Source organism: Dongia sp. P2_B8, assembly GCF_056404715.1.
This window is the reverse complement of the sequence record NZ_JBFUDM010000003.1, coordinates 570,296-588,142: the sequence shown is the minus strand read 5'-3', so window position 1 is coordinate 588,142 and position 17,847 is coordinate 570,296. Positions and strand designations below refer to the sequence as shown.

Annotated in this window: 17 protein-coding genes and 1 tRNA gene; 7 read left to right on the top strand and 11 right to left on the bottom strand. The window is 60.7% G+C overall.

Annotated features, from left to right (window positions below; all coding sequences use genetic code 11):
* Positions 1–10: 10 nt before the first annotated feature.
* From gatC to AC1DWZ_RS10335, 3 genes are all read right to left on the bottom strand, one after another.
* Positions 11–298, bottom strand: coding sequence for an Asp-tRNA(Asn)/Glu-tRNA(Gln) amidotransferase subunit GatC (gene gatC / locus AC1DWZ_RS10345; protein WP_477168805.1), 288 nt, complete (start codon positions 296–298; stop codon positions 11–13).
* Between the two features lie 90 nt (positions 299–388).
* Positions 389–1,060: a LysE family translocator gene (locus AC1DWZ_RS10340; RefSeq protein WP_477168804.1), complete on the bottom strand. Its 672-nt coding sequence runs from the start codon at positions 1,058–1,060 to the stop codon at positions 389–391.
* Between the two features lie 2 nt (positions 1,061–1,062).
* Positions 1,063–1,533 carry an Lrp/AsnC family transcriptional regulator gene (locus AC1DWZ_RS10335; protein WP_477168803.1) on the bottom strand — a complete coding sequence of 157 codons (471 nt, stop codon included), beginning with the start codon at positions 1,531–1,533 and terminating at the stop codon, positions 1,063–1,065.
* Between the two features lie 157 nt (positions 1,534–1,690).
* Between AC1DWZ_RS10335 and AC1DWZ_RS10330 the strand changes: the two genes are divergently transcribed.
* Positions 1,691–2,233 carry a hypothetical protein gene (locus AC1DWZ_RS10330; protein ID WP_477168802.1) on the top strand — a complete coding sequence of 181 codons (543 nt, stop codon included), beginning with the start codon at positions 1,691–1,693 and terminating at the stop codon, positions 2,231–2,233.
* 338 nt (positions 2,234–2,571) lie between these two features.
* On the top strand, positions 2,572–5,277 hold the full coding sequence (locus AC1DWZ_RS10325; protein WP_477168801.1) for a PAS domain-containing sensor histidine kinase: 2,706 nt from the start codon (positions 2,572–2,574) through the stop codon (positions 5,275–5,277).
* A gap of 7 nt (positions 5,278–5,284) precedes the next feature.
* Here the strand turns inward: AC1DWZ_RS10325 and AC1DWZ_RS10320 are convergent, their stop codons facing one another.
* Genes AC1DWZ_RS10320 through glmU form a run of 3 tightly spaced genes read right to left on the bottom strand, consistent with a single transcriptional unit; the run spans position 5,285 to position 8,988 of the window.
* Positions 5,285–5,719: a cupin domain-containing protein gene (locus AC1DWZ_RS10320; protein WP_477168800.1), complete on the bottom strand. Its 435-nt coding sequence runs from the start codon at positions 5,717–5,719 to the stop codon at positions 5,285–5,287.
* Between the two features lie 23 nt (positions 5,720–5,742).
* Positions 5,743–7,563 (bottom strand): glutamine--fructose-6-phosphate transaminase (isomerizing), encoded by a 1,821-nt coding sequence (glmS, locus tag AC1DWZ_RS10315; RefSeq protein ID WP_477168799.1) that lies wholly within the window; start codon positions 7,561–7,563, stop codon positions 5,743–5,745.
* A 45-nt stretch (positions 7,564–7,608) separates the two neighbouring features.
* Complete coding sequence (gene glmU, locus AC1DWZ_RS10310; protein WP_477168798.1) at positions 7,609–8,988, bottom strand: bifunctional UDP-N-acetylglucosamine diphosphorylase/glucosamine-1-phosphate N-acetyltransferase GlmU; 1,380 nt, start codon at positions 8,986–8,988, stop codon at positions 7,609–7,611.
* Between the two features lie 166 nt (positions 8,989–9,154).
* Between glmU and gph the strand changes: the two genes are divergently transcribed.
* Positions 9,155–9,832 (top strand): phosphoglycolate phosphatase, encoded by a 678-nt coding sequence (gene gph, locus AC1DWZ_RS10305; protein WP_477168797.1) that lies wholly within the window; start codon positions 9,155–9,157, stop codon positions 9,830–9,832.
* Here the strand turns inward: gph and AC1DWZ_RS10300 are convergent.
* Entirely contained in the window at positions 9,826–10,638 is an 813-nt protein-coding gene (locus tag AC1DWZ_RS10300; protein WP_477168796.1) for a DUF3108 domain-containing protein, read from the bottom strand. The two genes, gph and AC1DWZ_RS10300, sit on opposite strands and share 7 nt — an antisense overlap.
* A 189-nt stretch (positions 10,639–10,827) precedes the next feature.
* On the opposite strand from AC1DWZ_RS10300, the gene AC1DWZ_RS10295 reads away from it, so the two are divergent.
* The 4 genes from AC1DWZ_RS10295 to AC1DWZ_RS10280 all read left to right on the top strand — a co-directional run bounded on the left by AC1DWZ_RS10295 (position 10,828) and on the right by AC1DWZ_RS10280 (position 14,411).
* Positions 10,828–10,902, top strand: a tRNA-Val gene (locus tag AC1DWZ_RS10295).
* 283 nt (positions 10,903–11,185) lie between these two features.
* On the top strand, positions 11,186–13,288 hold the full coding sequence (locus AC1DWZ_RS10290; RefSeq protein ID WP_477168795.1) for a VTT domain-containing protein: 2,103 nt from the start codon (positions 11,186–11,188) through the stop codon (positions 13,286–13,288).
* Positions 13,289–13,300: 12 nt separating this feature from the next.
* Positions 13,301–13,987 carry an endonuclease/exonuclease/phosphatase family protein gene (locus AC1DWZ_RS10285; RefSeq protein WP_477168794.1) on the top strand — a complete coding sequence of 229 codons (687 nt, stop codon included), beginning with the start codon at positions 13,301–13,303 and terminating at the stop codon, positions 13,985–13,987.
* 133 nt (positions 13,988–14,120) lie between these two features.
* A complete protein-coding gene (locus AC1DWZ_RS10280; RefSeq protein ID WP_477168793.1) occupies positions 14,121–14,411 on the top strand; it encodes a DUF1488 family protein in 291 nt (96 codons plus the stop codon).
* A 6-nt stretch (positions 14,412–14,417) separates the two neighbouring features.
* Here AC1DWZ_RS10280 and AC1DWZ_RS10275 read toward each other — a convergent pair whose 3' ends face one another.
* The 4 genes from AC1DWZ_RS10275 to AC1DWZ_RS10260 form a co-directional block, all read right to left on the bottom strand.
* Positions 14,418–16,340: an AsmA family protein gene (locus AC1DWZ_RS10275; RefSeq protein WP_477168792.1), complete on the bottom strand. Its 1,923-nt coding sequence runs from the start codon at positions 16,338–16,340 to the stop codon at positions 14,418–14,420.
* 133 nt (positions 16,341–16,473) lie between these two features.
* Entirely contained in the window at positions 16,474–16,689 is a 216-nt protein-coding gene (locus AC1DWZ_RS10270; protein ID WP_477168791.1) for a CsbD family protein, read from the bottom strand.
* 65 nt (positions 16,690–16,754) lie between these two features.
* Positions 16,755–17,258: a Dps family protein gene (locus tag AC1DWZ_RS10265; RefSeq protein ID WP_477168790.1), complete on the bottom strand. Its 504-nt coding sequence runs from the start codon at positions 17,256–17,258 to the stop codon at positions 16,755–16,757.
* A 118-nt stretch (positions 17,259–17,376) separates the two neighbouring features.
* Positions 17,377–17,652 carry a hypothetical protein gene (locus AC1DWZ_RS10260; RefSeq protein ID WP_477168789.1) on the bottom strand — a complete coding sequence of 92 codons (276 nt, stop codon included), beginning with the start codon at positions 17,650–17,652 and terminating at the stop codon, positions 17,377–17,379.
* Positions 17,653–17,847 lie beyond the last annotated feature (195 nt).

Below are 17,847 nucleotides of genomic sequence, written 5' to 3'. Positions count from 1 at the left end.
GATGCGCTCCTCACTCGACCACTTTGGGGACGGTGAAGAAGCCATGGGCGGGCTCCGGCGCATTGGCCAGCACCTTATTGGCGTCGCCACCGTCATTGACCACATCGGGACGGCGCGGCATGTCGCGCGCGAGCACGCCGGACATCGGTTGCACGCCCTTGGTGTCCACCTCGTTCAATTGCTCGATCCAGGTCATGATGCCGGAAAGTTCCTGGGCAAGGCCCGGAAGATCGGCTTCGGGCACCCGGATGCGGGCCAAAGTGGCGATGTTGGCGACGGTCTTGCTGTCCAATGACATGGCGTGGGATCAGTCCAATCTATGCGGAAAACGACGAAATCGGGCCGGAAACTAGCATCCAGGCCCATGATCGGCAACCTGCCGGATGACCTATTGGCCGCCCCCGAAATAGGTGCCGGCCAGATGTACCAAGGTATAGAAGCCAAAGGCTACCAGCAGGCCGCCGGCGATGCGGTTGAGCCAGATGAAGACCGTCTCGGAAATCATGTGGCGGATGAGCCCGACCACGATCGCCAGGGTCAGCCACCAGCCGGCGGAGCCCACGAAGACGCCAACGGTCAGGAGCGGCATCATGCCAAGCTCGATCCGCGCCATGCCGGGCACGCCGGCAAAGATCGCGATGAAGGACAGGATCGTCACCGGATTGGCGAGGGTGAGGATCAAGGTCTTGGCAAAATCGGCAAGCAGGGTCTGTGGCACTTCCTGGTCGTCGCTGGTGATGATCGGCCGCTTCAGCCCCAGATGCACGCCAAAGGCGATCAGGAACAGGCCGCCTCCCAGTTCAAACCAGGTGCGATAGGCCTCGATGGAATTGCCGCCGGCTGTGAGGCCAAAGGCGCCGATGATGGCAAAGGCGCCGATCGCTGCAAAAATCGTGTCGGCCACCGCGGCGCCCAGCCCGCCACAAAAGCCCGCCAAGCGGCCTTTTTCCAGCGTCAGCCGGATGCACAGCATGCCGATCGGACCGACCGGCGCCGCCACGGCAAAGCCGATGCCGACTCCCTTGGCAAGCAGCAGCAGTTCGTGGATCAACGGGTCCATGGTCAGGCCCCTTCTTTCACGACATTGGTGGGCAGCGCGCGGCTGTCCTTGGGGCTAGACAGGGCTATGAGACTTTGCGTCCGCCGGATGCCTGCCAAATTCTTGATGTGGCTGTTGAGAAAATCCTCATAGGCGCCGGTCGATGCCACGCATACCTTCAGCAGGTAGGAGAAGTCGCCGGCAATGTGATGGCATTCCATTACGGCAGGAACATCCTGCATGGCGGTGAGGAAGGCGCGTTCAGCCTCGATCCCGCCGACCTCTACCAGCACGAAAACCAGAAGGTCGAGACCCAGAGAATGCGGATCAATCTCAGCGCTGATGCGACGAATGATCCCTTTCGCCCGGAGCCGCTTCAATCGATCATTGATCGTCGAGGCGGACAGGCCAACGCGTTCACCAAGATCGGCATAGGCCAAGGTGGCGTCGGCCTGCAGGAGGCTGACAATGGATCGGTCGATATCGTCCAGCATGGACAAGAACCAGCATTATGGCTTGTTTTCCGGATTTAATTCGGAATTCATGGCTCGTCAACGTTTTTTATGCGGCTGCGAGGTTCGCTTTTCCACCGGCGCCACCATTGTGCCAAGATTGTCGCGTTAAAATGCCCAAACAGCCGGAGATGGAATCGTGAAACTCAGCCTGGCGCAAAGTGTTGCTCGCCTGTTGCGCCTTGGTCTCCTCGGCCAGATGTTGGCCGCCGGCCTGGTGTTGCCGCTGCTCACGATCCCCACCCGTGCCGAGACGCCAACAGACGTCCCCGACCTCGCGCCGGACACCGTCCCGGATCTGGCCCCCGATGCCGTCGCGATCACCAATCCCGCCGAAATTCGCAAGAAACTCGACGAGCTCACCATCTACGGCCGCTATTACGATGGCGAGGATTGGATCGAATATCATCTGGCCGACGGCAGGACCGCCTATTTCGAGAAAGGCTGCACCTATCCTGGCAAATGGTGGCTGCAGGATGGCGAGGTTTGTTACGCCTATCCCAACTACCGCGACGGTGCGCCGAACTGCTTCGTGATGTTCGTCCGGCCCAACGGCGCCATCCAGTTCGTGGCCTTCGGCGCTGACGGTGTTCCCTATATTGCCTCGTCCTCGCTGAAGACGGCGCCAGGGAATGACGCCCATTTGCCCCTCAATGGGGTGAGCCCTTGCCTCAGCGTTTGAGGCTGGCATCCGGAGGGCGATAACACACCGCGAACGGGGGATTTCGTGGCCCTGACGCCCTGAATCTGCGCCAGATCCCTGCGAAAATCCTCAATTTCCACCATATCCACAGCTTCTTCACAAATAGTGTGCGCTTGCTGTATGTTTGTGTTGGTTAACAGAACGTTAACATGCTACTTTTCATGTTAGGGATTAGGTCTCGATTCGTAAACAAGAGATCGATTGAGTTTGTAGCGATTGGGTTTGTCAGGGGGGCGCGGGTCGGGGGCTGCCGATCCGCGCTCAGTTATACGAGAGGTTATCTCTTTTGGGGGCGTGGCGGTGCCACGGAGGATGAATTGACAGAACCCAGCCTCGGCGAGGCCGGCTTGTCCCGAAATGTCTTTGCTGCGCCGGCATCGTCACGCCGGCCGTCGCCGCATCGAGCATGGACGGGCGGTCTTGCCCTGCTTTCCACCACCGCACTTGCCAGCATCGGCTTGCTTGTCGCGCGGGACCAATTTTCACTTGAGACCGGCATCGTCGTTGGCGCCATGGCCGCCATGGGCGCCTGTGCGCTTGGCATCATGGGCCGGCACATGCGCCCCCTTGGCCCGCCCACACCGGCACCAGCCGATATCGCCAGACCTGCAGAAGCAGGGGGCAGCGGCATGCACCGGTCTGAAATGGCCCTGCTCCGCGCCCACCGGATCGCAAAACTGGCGCATTGGAACTGGGTGCCCAAATTCCCCATCGGCCCGAGGATCGCGCAGGACAGCGATGGGGAATACAGCTACGCCGCGGAAGCCGCCGAAATCTTCGACCAACCGATGGCGGTGCTCAACAATGGCGACGATTCCGCCTATGCCGCCCTCATTCATCCGGAAGACCGGCTCGTGGCGATGGAGGCCTACCACGCCTTCATCAGATCCGACGAGGATCACCTGACCCAGGATTATCGCATCCGGCGGCCGGACGGCAGCCATCGCCATATCCGCGTCATTTCGGAAAAATTGCGGAACGCCAAGGGTGACATCACCGAAATGACCGGGATCGTCCAGGACCTCACGGAAATTCGCCGTGCCGAACTGGCGGTGCAGAAGGTGCAACTGATCCTGACCGCAGCACATAAGCTTGCCGGGATCGGCTATTGGTTCTGGGAAGAGGCCGGCCACCAAAACGACGAATCGAAGGCCCCCACCACCAACTTCCATTATTCGCCGGAGGCGCAGGCGATCAGCGGCATCTCCGAGCATCAGATGCAGGCGCTCTCGACCGAGGAATTCTGCCATCGCTTTGTGCATGAAACCGACCGTGCCCGCGTACTCGATACCTTGTTGCGCTTCCGGCACGGCAAGACCGATCACTACACGGTCGAATATGATTACCTTCATCCGCTGTTAGGTGATCGCACCTTGCGCTCGGTAGCCCTCCGGGAGCGCGATGCTGCCGGGACGGCACTCCACGCCACCGGCATGATCCACGACATCACCGACATCCGCCGCGGCGAACATCAGCTGCGCGACAAGGAACACCAGCTGGAAACGGCGCATCATCTGGCCCGTCTTGGCTATTGGTCCTGGCTCAAGGATAGTAGCAGCACCGGCACGACATTGCGCAACGCCATCTGGTCCAAGGAAGCGGCCGCGATCACCGGCATCGACATCGAGACAGCACAGACCTCGATGATGAATGGCGAATTCGAGCAGCGCTTTCCGCATCCGGACGACCGCCTGCGGCTGATGCGGGTGATCGAGGAAATGCGCGAAGGCCGCCGTGCCGGCTACGACATCGATTACCGCCTGCGCCGCCCCGATGGTGCTGAAATCTGGCTGCGCTCGCTGGCCGAACAGTTGAAGGATGCCGAGGGCAAGGTCGTCGGCGCCTTTGGTGTCCTGCAGGATATCAGCGAACGCAAGAACGCCGAAGCCGACCTGCGCCGCGCCCATCAGAGCCTCGCCAACGCGCAGCGCATCGCCCATGTCGGTAATTGGTCGCGCAACATGACTACCGGCGACGTGTTCTGCTCGGACGAGGTCTACCGCATCTTTGGTTTTCAGCCTGGCAGCCTTACTTTCACCTTCGAGCGCATGCTGGACTGCGTCCATCCAGCCGATCGCGACATGCTTCTGAAGGGTATTCAGCAGACCACCGAGCATCCAGCACCGTTCCAGGTCGACCATCGCATCATCCTGCCCGACGGGTCCGTCCGGTTCGTCCGGCAACAGGGCGAGCCGATGCTGGACAGCGACGGCAGACTGGTCCGGCTGGAAGGGATTGTACTCGACATCACCGACATCAAGGCGCGCGAAAAGGCCATGAACGAGGCACGCATCCGCGCCGAGTCAGCCGATCGCGCCAAGACCGAGTTCCTGGCCAATATGAGCCACGAACTGCGCACCCCGTTGAATGCCGTGATCGGTTTTTCAGATGTGCTTGCCCAGCAGATCCTGGGACCGGTACCGGCAACCTACAATGAAAGCATTGATGCCATCCGCACCAGCAGCCGGCATCTTCTTGAAATCATCAGCGACCTTTTGGAAATGTCGCGCATTGAAAGCGGTGCTCGCCATCTGCAGGAATTCCCGTTCGATGTGCCTGCCGCGATCCATGAATGCAGCCAGCATTTTGCCAACCAGGCAAAGCGCGATGGCATCAGCTTCACCATCGACAAGACGGGACCCTTGCCCGCGCTACTGGGTGAGGAACGCGCCTTCAAGCAGATTCTGAGCAACCTTCTGTCCAATGCCCTCAAATTCACGCCGCGCAACGGCAGCGTCACGGTGACAGCCACCAACGCCGGAGAAGATGGCCTGCTGGTCGCCGTGTCGGACACCGGCAAGGGCATCGATCCAGCCTTGCTGCCGCAATTGGGCAAGCCCTTCGCACAGGGTGAATCCAGCCTGTCGCGCCGCTATGGCGGCGTGGGCCTTGGCCTTGCCATCAGCCGGCGGCTGATGGACATGCATGGCGGCCGCCTGGAAATCACCAGCCTGCCGGGCGCCGGCACGCGCGTGATCATGGTCTTCCCGCCGGAACGGGTGATGTCGGAGAATACCCGCTGAGCCGCAATTAGACGCCGCCCGGCGCTGCGGGCACCAGACCGTAGCGTGTCATGATTGCGACAAAAGCTGCCTTGTCCGGCGGGCCGTCGACATTCACCACGCCGGCAATGTCTTGAAAATACTGTGCCCCGATATCGGGTGATTGTACGATCAGCGCCCGGACATTTTCCTGAAACGGGTTGCTGAACCGATGCACACTGCCCTTTGGCGAGTACATGAAATCGCCGACGCCAAGGTCGCGTGTTTCCGCATCGACCGAATAGCGCAATTTTCCTTCGAGAACGTAAACGACTTCGTCATTCAGACTGTGGCTGTGCGGCGGTGGCACATTTGAACCCGGCGGCACTTCCAGCTCGAACATGCCCACACCGCCGACCTTCGAACCGTCGATGAGATAGCGCACGGAGAGCTGGCCCAGCTTGATTGCAGCAGACGCCGTCATTTCAAACCTCCAAACGAAGTTACTTATTCCACCGTGACACTCTTTGCGAGATTGCGCGGCTGGTCGACATCCGTCCCCTTGGCAATTGCCGCGTGATAGGCAAGCAACTGCACCGGAATGGTGTAAAGGATCGGCGAGACGAAGGGATCGACCTTCGGCAGTTCCACCACCGCCATCGCCTGGCTGCCGAGTTTCTTGACGCCATCGGCATCCGACAGGAACACGACGCGGCCGCCGCGCGCCATCACTTCCTGCAGATTCGAGAACGTCTTATCGAACAGCTCGTCGGTCGGTGCCACAACAATGACAGGAACGCTTTCATCAATGAGTGCAATGGGACCGTGCTTCATCTCGCCGGCGGCATAACCTTCGGCATGGATGTAGGAGATTTCCTTGAGTTTCAGCGCACCTTCCAGCGCCACCGGATAGGAGGTGCCGCGGCCGAGGAACAGCACATCGCGCGCTTCCGCGACCTTCAACGCGATCTCGCGCAGATGCGCATCATGATTGAGGACTTCTGCCACGCGCGCCGGCAATTCCATGAGGGCGGCCGACAGTTGCGCTTCGCGCGCGGCATCAATGGCACCGCGCGCCCGCGCCGCTGCCAGCGCGAAGCAGGCGAGCACCACCAGCTGCGTCGAGAACGCCTTGGTCGAGGCAACGCCGATCTCAGGCCCGGCCAGCGTGTGCAGCACCAGATCGCTTTCGCGGCCGATGGTGCTTTCCGGCACATTGAGGACGGAGATCACCTTCTGGCCCAATGACTTCGCGTAACGGAGGGCTGCCAGCGTATCCGCCGTCTCGCCGGATTGGGAGATCACCAGCATGGCACCGCCCGGATCCATCGGCGCCTGGCGGTAGCGGAATTCGGAGGCGACATCGAGTTCGACCGGCAGCCGCGCCACGCTCTCCAGCCAATATTTGGCGACGAAGCCGGCCAGATGCGCTGTTCCGCAGGCAACGATGGTGAGGCGCGTCACCGTGGCAAGATCAATGGGCAGCGGTGGCAATTGAACGCGCCGCTCCAAGGGATTCATGAAGGCCTGAAGCGTATCGCCGATCACCGTCGGCTGTTCGGCAATTTCCTTCATCATGAAATGGCGGTAATTGCCCTTGCCGATGAGGGCACCAGAAAGCGCCGTCTGCTTGACCTCGCGGTTGACGCGGCGGCCATCGTTATAGATGACGGCACCATCCATGGAGAGGACGGCCCAATCGTCTTCCTCAAGATAGCAGATGCGGTTGGTGAAGGGAGCAAGGGCCATCGCGTCCGACCCCAGGAACATCTCGCCATTACCATACCCTACGGCGAGTGGCGAACCACGCCGGGCACCCACGATAATATCCGGCCGATCGGCGAACAGGATCGCCAGCGAAAAGGCACCATGGAGCTTGCCCATGGCTCGTTCCATCGCCTGTTCCGGGCTGTGGCCGTGTTCCAGGTAATGCGTCAGCAGATGCGCTACTACCTCGGTGTCAGTGTCGGTGGTGAACTTGACCCCGAGCTGACCCAGTTCCTCACGCAATTCCTGGAAATTCTCGATGATGCCATTGTGCACGATGGCGACCTTGTCGGTCGCATGGGGATGTGCGTTGTTTTCGGACGGACGCCCATGTGTCGCCCAGCGCGTATGGCCGATGCCGATGGTACCGGGCAGCGGCTGCTTTTCCAGCACGGCACCGAGATTGCCGAGCTTGCCTTCGGCGCGGCGGCGCTCGATGCGGCCATCCACCAGGGTTGCAATGCCAGCCGAATCATAACCACGGTATTCGAGGCGCTTCAGGCCATCGAACAGCAAGGGGGTGACTTCTGCCTTGCCGATGATACCGACAATACCGCACATGCGCTTTAGCTCCCGTCTACTTGCCCGTTTACTGGGGCGACCCGCTTACTTGCGGGACTTGTCCTGTTTCATCTTCTGCCGCTGAGCGCGGAAATCGCGCGCACGGCCGGCGCGCGAGACCTGCTCGGCGCGCGACACGGCAATGGCGTCCGCCTCGACATCGCGCGTGATAACACTGCCAGCACCGACGATGGCGCCGTCGCCAACCTTGACTGGCGCTACCAGGGCCGAATTCGACCCGATGAAGGCGCCAGCACCGATTTGGGTGCGCGCCTTCACATAGCCATCGTAATTGCAGGTGATGGTGCCGGCACCGATATTGCTCTTAGGCCCAATGTCGGCGTCACCGAGATAGCTCAGATGATTGGCCTTGGCACCCTGGCCGAGGATGGAATTCTTCACTTCGACAAAATTGCCGACATGGGCATCCGCCCCAATCTCGGCCCCCGGACGCAGTCGCGCGAATGGGCCGATCACGGCACCGCTCGCGATCTTTGCACCTTCGATATGGCTGAACGCTCGGATCTCGACATCATCGGCCACAGAGACACCGGGGCCAAAGAAGACGTTGGGACCGACGACCACATCGCGGCCGAGCCTGGTATCGGCAGCGAAGAAGACTGACGAGGGGTCGATCAGCGTCGCCCCCTCTTCCATCGCCAGCGCACGGCGTTGGTCCTGGAACAAACGCTCGGCCATGGCGAGCTCGGCCCGACTGTTGACGCCCATCAGTTCGGCCTCCGGCGCCTCAACCACGGCGCAGAGACGGCCATCGTGGCGCGCCAGCTCGACGATGTCGGTCAGATAATATTCGCCCTTGGCGTTCTTGTTGTCGACGCGATCAATGAGCGACCACAGCACCTGTCCATCGATCGCCATGACACCTGAATTGCACAGATTGATCGCGCGCTCCGCCTCAGTCGCATCCTTCCATTCGACGATGCGCTCCAGCCCGCCGCTGGAATTCTGGACCAGCCGGCCATATTTTGCCGGGTCTGCCGGTCGCATGCCGAGCACGACGACGGCAGGATTGTCAGGCGCCGCACGCCGCGCCACCAGATTGGCAAGGGTTGCCGTCGTGATGAACGGGCTGTCGCCATAGAGCACCAGCACCGTGCCCGTAAATGACGCTCCCGTTGATCCACCCAGCGCTTGGCGCGCACAACCGACCGCATGGCCAGTGCCCAACTGATCTGCCTGGATGGCGATGGGCAAGGGCGCCACTTCGGCCGCCACCTGGTCCATGCCGGGTGCCACCACCACCACATTGGGCTGGCTGCCCAGGGGTGCGAGGTTGGCCAGCACATGGCCGATCATCGAGCGGCTGGCGATCTGGTGCATGACCTTGGGCAAGGCCGATTTCATACGCGTGCCCTTGCCGGCGGCAAGGATGATGGCGGCAGTGCGGATTGGTGCTGCTGACATAGACTGGATCGATCCTGAACTTGCGGGCCCGAATGTCCCGCCCCCACTTGCGATAGGCCGCAAAATGCCATATCCACCGCCGGCAATCCAATACCAAGATAGAGGCCCAAGAGACGGGCCAACCCCAAGATCATGAGCCTAGAATAAGGGCCAAAAGGGCGGAATTATGGCGTGGCGGCGATATCTGGTGTTCGATTTGGACGGGACGCTGATCGATTCGGCCCCGGACATCGCCGATGCCGTCAATGCCTTGCTGGGTGAAATGGGCAAGGCGCCCTTGGCACTTGCCGCCATCAAATCCATGATTGGGGACGGCGCACCGATCCTTCTTGCGCGGGCCCTGAAGGCTGCCGGCAGCGCCGAGACTGCAGAGCAGTTGATGCCGCGCTTCAAGACACTCTACGAGGCCGCCTCAACCAACCGCACCGAACTCTATCCCAAGGTGCGCGAACTTCTGGAAGAGTTCCGCCGCCAGGATCGCCAACTGGCGCTTTGCACCAACAAGCCCTTTGCCGCCACGCAAGTGGTGTTGGATCATTTCGGCCTGTCGACCCTGTTCCAAGCCGTGATCGGCGGGGATTCGCTGAAGGAACGCAAGCCGGCCAGAGAGCCATTGCTGGCAGCGATCACCCGCGCCGGTGGCGACGCGGCATATGCCATGGATGAGGCGCTGATGATCGGCGACAGCTTTACAGATCTCGCCACCGCCAAAGCGGGAGGCGTTCCCGCCGTGATCATCCCGTCAGGCTATGGACAGCCCGCCGACCGGGCGACGCAGGGCGATTTTCACGAGATTGCGCGCTTTGCCGATCTGCCGATGGCACTCTCTGCACTCGATCACTGAACCTGGATGAGGTCGAGGGTCATCAGGCCCAGCGCATTCTGTGCTTCGATCCGCACCGGAATGGCCGGCAGGCCCGTCACTGCCGGCGCCAACCACAGCCGCGCAGATTGCGGATAGAATTGCGACTGCGTCGCGGCCTGCGAAAAGCCCTGCAGCAATTGCGGTTCCGCGCGGCATTCGGTGGCCGATCCGTCGTAATAGGATTGCTGCAACGGGTTGAGATCAACGAAACCGGCCTGGCTCAGCTTCAGATCATAGCGGCGCACGCCGTCGAACAATTTGTAGGTCCCCTGGCATTGGTGGGTCCGGGCAAAGGTCGCAACCAGCGCCACCACGGCGCTCGCCGGATCCATCGTGCCGTTGGCAAAGCCCTGCGCCGCCGCTTCCTGTGCCTGGCGCGTCAACGGCTGGGCGTTGATGCCGACCTTGCCGCCTGCATTGTAGGTAAGCGTCACAGCCTCCTGGCGGCCCATGATCTGGGAGACCGAGCGGAACTGCTGAGGTGCAGCCGCCTGGTTCTTCAGCGCGCCGTTGGCATTGATGCTGGCCTGGTAGGGATAGAGCAGGCGCAGATTGCCCGCGGTCTGTCCGTCAGCCGATATGCTGTAGCCGCCATTCCCCGGCACGGTCCCGGCCGGCAGGGTGAAAGTAGCGGACATGGTGAAGACCGGCAGGCCTGCCATGTAACCCGCATAGGTGAGGGTCACCGGCTTGGCCGCCCTGGCCTCCCGCTCCTCGCTGAGGCCGACCCAGGTGAGCCCCAGGACAGCAGCACCAAGAACGAGCGACCTTGCAAAATAACGCATTGAACGGCCTCGATGATTTGGGAACACAGGCATTATCAACTCGGCTCCTTGCGGCCATCTGTCAAGGGCAGGACGCCGCCGATCACGGCAGATTGACAAGCCTGCATTGACATTGTGGGGGGGCCAAGGCTAAACAACGCGCCTTGACGCCAGCGGCCGCCTGTTCTCGTTCGGCTGCGTCTTTAGGGCGGGTGCGTAGCTCAGCGGGAGAGCACTACCTTCACACGGTAGGGGTCACAGGTTCAATCCCTGTCGCACCCACCATTAACTAGCTGAAATATAATAGAAAATATGGCGGCCTTGCTTAGCGAGGTTTCCTGCCGCAACTCATCCCCCGACAAATCACCACTCTCTGCCCCTTAAGCAGCGGCAGCTTGCCAGCCTGGGCACTTTTAGGCCGTTTTGGTGTTGGTCCGTCACAAGGAAATCAAGGCGGACGTGATGCATGCACGATATGGCGACGGCGCGTGACGCGCGGGAGGCTAGGCGGGAAGCTGATAGGCAACCGCGGATCGCGCGCGGGCATACCAACGACATGATGGGCGACATGATAGGGCCACTCTTCGCGCCTGGACGGAATGTCTGGCGGACCGAACAGGCCCATCGTGCCGCAGTCCTGATCGATGCGGCGGCTTATTTCGAAGCCGTGCGCGCGGCGATGCTGATGGCTGAACACAGCATCTACATCGTCGGCTGGGATGTCGACAGCCGGACGCCCTTGGCGGGGCCCAGCGGCGTGGTCGATGACGGTCTGCCGGTCCCGCTCGGTGATTTCCTCGACGCGCTCGCTGCGCGCAAGCCACACCTTAAGATCCGCATCCTGCTATGGGACTATTCCGTCTTCTTCACCGACGAGCGCGAGCCGCTGCCGTCCCTGGCGCTGCGCTGGAAGCGCTTGCCGCAGATCGATCTCTGCCTGGACAATACCGTGCCGCTGGGTGCGGCACACCACCAGAAGATCGTGGTCATCGACGACGGCCTCGCTTTCTCAGGCGGCCTCGACCTCACGATCCGGCGTTGGGACGATGAACGCCATCTGCCGGATAGCGGCCTGCGCACGGATCCCGCCGGCAAGGCCTATCCACCCTTTCACGATGTGCAAGCCCTGGTCGACGGCCCGGCGGCGTTGGCACTGGCGAACCTGGTCCGCATGCGGTGGCAGCGCGCCGCCTGCGAGACGCCGGCGGCTGCAGCCGAAAGTGCAGTGTCTTGGCCGGCTTATCTCACGCCGGACTTTGAAAACGTCGCCGTGGCGATCGCCAGGACCGAGCCAGCCTTCGACGCGCGACCTGAGATTCGCGAGGTGGAATACCTATTTCTTGACATGATCGCCTGCGCCCAGCGCAGCATCTATATCGAAAGCCAATATCTTACGTTGGCGCCGGTGGCAGCTGCCCTAGCCGCGCGTCTCAGGGAAAATGCGGCCTTGGAAGTCGTGATCCTGTGCCCGCACAGCTATCACGGCATCCTGGAACGCCAGGCCATGCTGCCTGGCCGCAACGACTTTTTGCGGCAATTGGAAGATTGCGAACAGCCGACCCGCTGGCTGGTGATGGCACCCAGCACCGGCGGCGAGCAGGATATCGATATCTCGCTTCACTCCAAGGTGATGATCGTCGACGACCAATATCTGCGGATCGGCTCGGCCAACCTGTGCAACCGCTCCATGGCAACCGATAGCGAATGCGATCTGGTGGTCGCCGCTTCGGATGCGAAAGCACGGCGGGCCATCCGGCAAATCCGCCACCGCCTGTTGGCAGAACATTGCGGCTGCACTATTGCAGCCTTTGAGGGGGCGCTGCAGCGCCAGGGCTCGCTGATCCTCGCCATCCATACGATGTCGTCTCGTTCCGGCAAGGTCAAATTCATCGCCGCCGAGGACGAAATTGCGGCCATGCCGATCCTGAAATCAATTGCCGATCCCGAGCGGCCGATGGCGCTCCAGCGTTATGTCAGCCCGCTGTCGCAATGGTTTGCCGGCAAGAAGACCGCTTGGGCCTTTACCGCCATGATGCTGATAGGCTTCTGCGCCTTGTCGGCCGCCTGGGGCTTCAGCCCGAGCGAGACCGAGCAGGTTGCTGCCTGGGAGCAGTGGCTGCTGGCGGCAGGTGGCCCCTGGACAGGGCTGCTGGTCGTTGGCACGTTCGTGCTGGCGGGCTTTGTCGCCTTCCCGATCGTCATCCTGATCGTCGGCACTGTGGCGATCTTCGGTCTATGGCCAGGCCTTGGATATGCAGCGGCCGGTGCCATGGCCAGCGCCATGGCGACCTATGCGATCGGCCGCTGGCTTGGTACCAACGCGCTGCGGCGACTGTGCGGGCCACGGCTCAATCGCATCTCCGAAGCGCTGCTCGAGCGTGGTATCATGGCGGTCACAATCATCCGGCTGATCCCTGCAGCACCCTATACCCTGGTGAATCTGGCTGCCGGTGCCCTGCGCATTCACCCCCTCGACTACGCCCTCGGCACGGCGTTGGGACTGGCGCCGGGCTTCACTGTCATGGCACTCCTCGGCCGGCAGATCCTTGATGTCGTCAAGGATCCAAGCCCGCTCGGGATTGYCGCCCTCGTTACGCTGCTCATTCTGTCAATCGGCCTCTCCTATGGCTTGCAACGCGCCATCGGCGCTCTCCGCAAACGCAGTTCCTGAACGGCCGCCCCCGTGACCTTGCCGAACAACCGCCTGCGCCTGCTCACTTGGAACATCCATGCCGGAATCGGCGCCGACCGGCGCTACAATCTTGCCCGCATCATCGACCTCATTCGCGGCCACGCGCCGGACATCATCGCCCTCCAGGAAGTGGATTCGCGCGGTCGCAGCGACAGCTTGCCGCTGGCAGCCCTGAGCAAAGCGTTGGGGCAATATGCTGCCGAAGCGCGCACCATCGTGGCGCCGGACGGTCATTACGGCCATGTCCTGCTCAGCCATTGGCCCATGCATGATGTGCGCCTCCACGATCTCTCCGTCGCGGGTCAGGAAGCGCGCTTTGCCATCGAGGCTGGACTGGAGACGCCGCTGGGCAGGCTGACCGTCATAGCAACGCACCTTGGCCTCCGCTACGCCGAATGTCGTCAGCAGATACCACGCCTCCGGGACATCGTCGGCGCTATCGCCGGGCCGCTTGTGATGGTGGGCGATTTCAACGACTGGCATGGCCATGTGCGCCGGGCATTCCTGCCGTTGCTGCCGGGGCGCTCCCGTCAAAAATCCTTTCCCGCGCGCTATCCGCTGCTTGATCTTGACGGCATCTACTGCCGGCCGGCGCAGGCTCTCCTCAAAAGCTGGATCGACCGCGACGGACGTCATGCGTCAGACCATTTGCCCGTCGTCGCGGACATCACCTTCTGAACGCTCCCGAATTGCACATTCGGGAAATAGTCCTGTCGGGTATTTCGTCAGCGATCCGACATTAACAAAAAAATCACTGTGACCGCCGCGATTAAGTTGCATAGTAGTCAGCAACGAAATGAGGGAGGAAAAATTGGCCCTGACATTTCTCAATGAGACGCCAATCTACAATCCCAATCGGGAGACATTGCGCGTGATCGGCATCGCGTCATCCGGACATGTGGTGTGCCGCGTCACCAAAGCGGCGCTCCTCGCCTTCGAGCAATTGGATGATGCCTCGCCCATGCAATTGCTGGAGATATTTGAGCGACACAGGCGGACCTTCGAACAGGCGCTTCGGCATAAGTTTCTGACGGGTGGCCAGCAACCGGATGGGTCGATCCTGATCGCCGCGGAGCCGATGGTACAGCGCCTGATAGCTTAGGGTGACCTAGTTCTGCGGTGCGGTCATCACCGTGCGAACCAGCGCATCGCAGGAAACTTCTTTAGCGTCCCCTGGTTCGATGAGCGGGATTGGCACACCTTTTCCGATCGAGATCTCAGGCTTGCGGATTTTTCCTTTGAGATCGACGGGCGCATCGATATCGAGCAGACTGAAATCCTTGGCATCGGCCTCAATCTCGACGTCGATCGCCTGGGATTTGAGATTGGCATGGCCGCGGAAGTACAGCACCGAATCCGTGGTATCGATCACGAAATGACCGAGTTTCGCGTCGCCCTTATTGAGGACAATGCGTCCGGCGCCGCACAGGATCGGGATCCTCGCATCATCTTCAACATATAGAATGAGGGCTTGGCCGATATCGAGACCTGCCAGCTCGATCAGGAGGCCGCTCAGCGCGCCGCCATTCATGGCCAGGCGAACATCACCAACCGCCGTCCCCATGACGTCTGCCAGGGATTTTCCGGCGCCATCGACGTTGACCTTTGCCTGCACCTTGCCACCGGTCGTTTCAAAGTAAGGCGAACCTCTGAAGAAGAGAGCAAGGTCCAGATTGGAAAGGGCCAAATCGGCGGTGACACCCGGCACAGATTCCCGGGCGTTCAGCACCATCTTGCCTTCCACAGTTCCATTGGCGACTCCCATCTTCAGCGGATCGAGCACAGCCCGACCGTTGTCGATCTTCACCCGACCGTCCAGCGATTGGATTGGCAGATAGTTCTCGGCATTGACCTTCTTGGCATCGAGCGTGACATCCATATCCATCACCCGCAGCTTTTCCATCTTGAGCGGCACGTCAGGGAAAAGCTCGCCTTCTGCTTCCATCGTCTTGGCAGTCTGTTCCTGCTGGGCGGAGGCCGCCTCACCGCCTTCTGTCGCTGGCGGCATACCGACGAGCGGGCCAAGATCGTCGAAATCCAAATTCTTGGAGGCCAGTTTCGCAGTCAGGAATGGCCGCTTCGGCCCATAATCGACCTTCACATCGCCCGACAGATCGCTGTTGCCAACAATACCGGCCATTTTCTGAAGCTGCCAGACGTTACCCTTGCGCGTCAGATGCCCGGCGAGGCTATAAGGCGGCGTTGGCGGTGCCGGCACGCCAAGGACCGGGAAGATGTCGGCAAGATCCGGGCCTTTCAACTTCATCTCGAGATCGGCACCCTCCATTTTGAAAGGATCGTCAATCTGACCGGCAACATCGATCGAGGTCTTCCCAAAGTCGACCGACAGTTTCAATGGATAGGGCTTTTCACCATTCTGCAGTAGCTCTATGGACCCACCGTTGAAATCCACTTTCAGCGGTTTCCCTTCTAGTTTGCCATCTGCATGAAATTCCACTCTGTCTTTGCCTTCCGCTTCGCCGGAGCCGATATGCACATCACCCGATAACGCCAGATCTTTCTGGCGATCGAGATATTTCATTTTGCCTTTGGTGATGATCAGCTTGTCGATGGTCGGCGCTTCATCGCGCTCCTCCGGTGCGGCAACACTCGCCGCCGTCGCGATCGTTGGACTTTCCTTGAAGCTCCAATTCTCGGCACCGTTCTCATCCCGCTCCAACGCGATCTTTGGTGCATTCAACGCGATGTCATGAAAGACGAAAGACCCGCGCAGGAGAGGCAGCAACTCAATCTGGAAATCGACCAGGCCCGCTTCCAGCATATAAGGTTCCTTGCCCCATTTGGCATTGGCGATCTTGACGTCCGCAAGCTTCACATGAGTAGTCGAGCCCCATTCGATATCGGTCGCGGCGATGGTGGTCTCCCGGCCGAGCGCGCTGCCGATACGGGACTGCGCCTCACTGCGCAGATAGTCTGATTGCAACACGCCATAGATCGCCCCGGCACTCACGAGGAGCAGGCCCACAACTACGCTGAGGACGATGGCGGTAATCTTTATGAATCTGGGCACTGCCTTTCTCCGCGCTGAAGCGCCGCAATAGTCAATGCGGGCATGCCGCGTGGGTTCCCCAAAACGCACTCGGCCCGCGCTAGGCGCGGGCCGAATTTGATCATCCCAACCTGATCATCCATGTCGAACCGAATTAGTTCGGCCACAGATCTTTGTTGGCGGACCGGAAGGTATCGATCTGCTTCTCGGCTTCTTCCTTGGCAACGCCATAGCGTTCCTGGATCTTGCCCACGAGTTGATCCTGATGACCTTCGAGCTTGGTGATGTCATCGTCGGTGAGCTTGCCCCACTGTTCCTTCACCTTGCCCTTGAGCTGCTTCCAATTGCCTGCAATCTGATCCTGGTTCATGGCTTTCTCCTTCCGCAATGTTTTAGACACCTGGTACTAACGAACGCTCAAACAGATGGTTCCGCTCAGCTCACCAGCGCACGCAGCATCCACACGGCTTTTTCGTGCACATGAAGGCGGCTCGTCAAAAGATCAGCCGTCGCCACGTCGCCGACGCTATCCGCCACCTCAATGAGCTCACGGAACGAGCGCGAGAGGGTTTCATGATCGACGATCAACGCATTGATCATGATCTCGCCGGACTGGGTCCCGTCGGCATCCTTGATCTGCGTCAATTTTGCAAACTGGCTGAAGCTGGCCGGGGCCGGATGGCCCAACGCACGGATGCGCTCGGCGATCACATCGATGGCAGCGCCCAGTTCTTCATATTGCGCTTCCGTCAGCTTGTGCAGGCCATAGAAGAGTGGCCCGACGACATTCCAATGGAAGCCCTGCGTCTTCACATAGAGCGCATAGGTATCGGCGAGTGCCTTGGCGACACCCTCCGCCACCGCTTTGCGGTCGCTGTTTTGAATGCCTGTCTTGACGTTTTCGACATGCGTTTTCGCCTGCAGAATCTCTGCACTCATTTTATCTCTCCTTGTTGGTGGTCAATCCGCGCCGCACGTCGCTCTGCGGCTCTCCCATAAGAAACAGGGCCGGGCGGGGAAGGTTCCCCACCGCGGCATCCTGCCCGATTGGGTCGATTTAGCGGCGGCCGAGCAGATACCCGGCAATGGCGCCGATCGCCAGGGTTGCGGCCAGCGCGGTCAGCGGACGCTCGGAAACGCGCTCGCCCACTTTTTTCGCCGCAGCACCGGCCTCACCCTGTATGCGTTCGGCACTCGCCTTAACGCGCTCAGTGCCTTCTTTCAGGGCATCACTGGCTTCTGCAAACTTGTCGCGCATCGCATTGGTCGCGGCCTCGGCAGCATGCGTTGCGCCATTTTCCACAGTCGATCGCGCGCTTGAATAGTTGCTCATGAGCTACTCCATTAATTTCATCGGCGTTGAACGGGGCCAGGTCGTCCGAGGACCTGCGTCCATGCAGGCGCCTCTGGGTTATGAACCGAAGGCATCTGGAAAAGTTGCCAGCTCATTTTGATGTTTGACAGGATGTCGCAATCGGTGTCCCATCGGCCCGCAATCCGGGGGAATTTCCGGAGAAAACAACGCTGA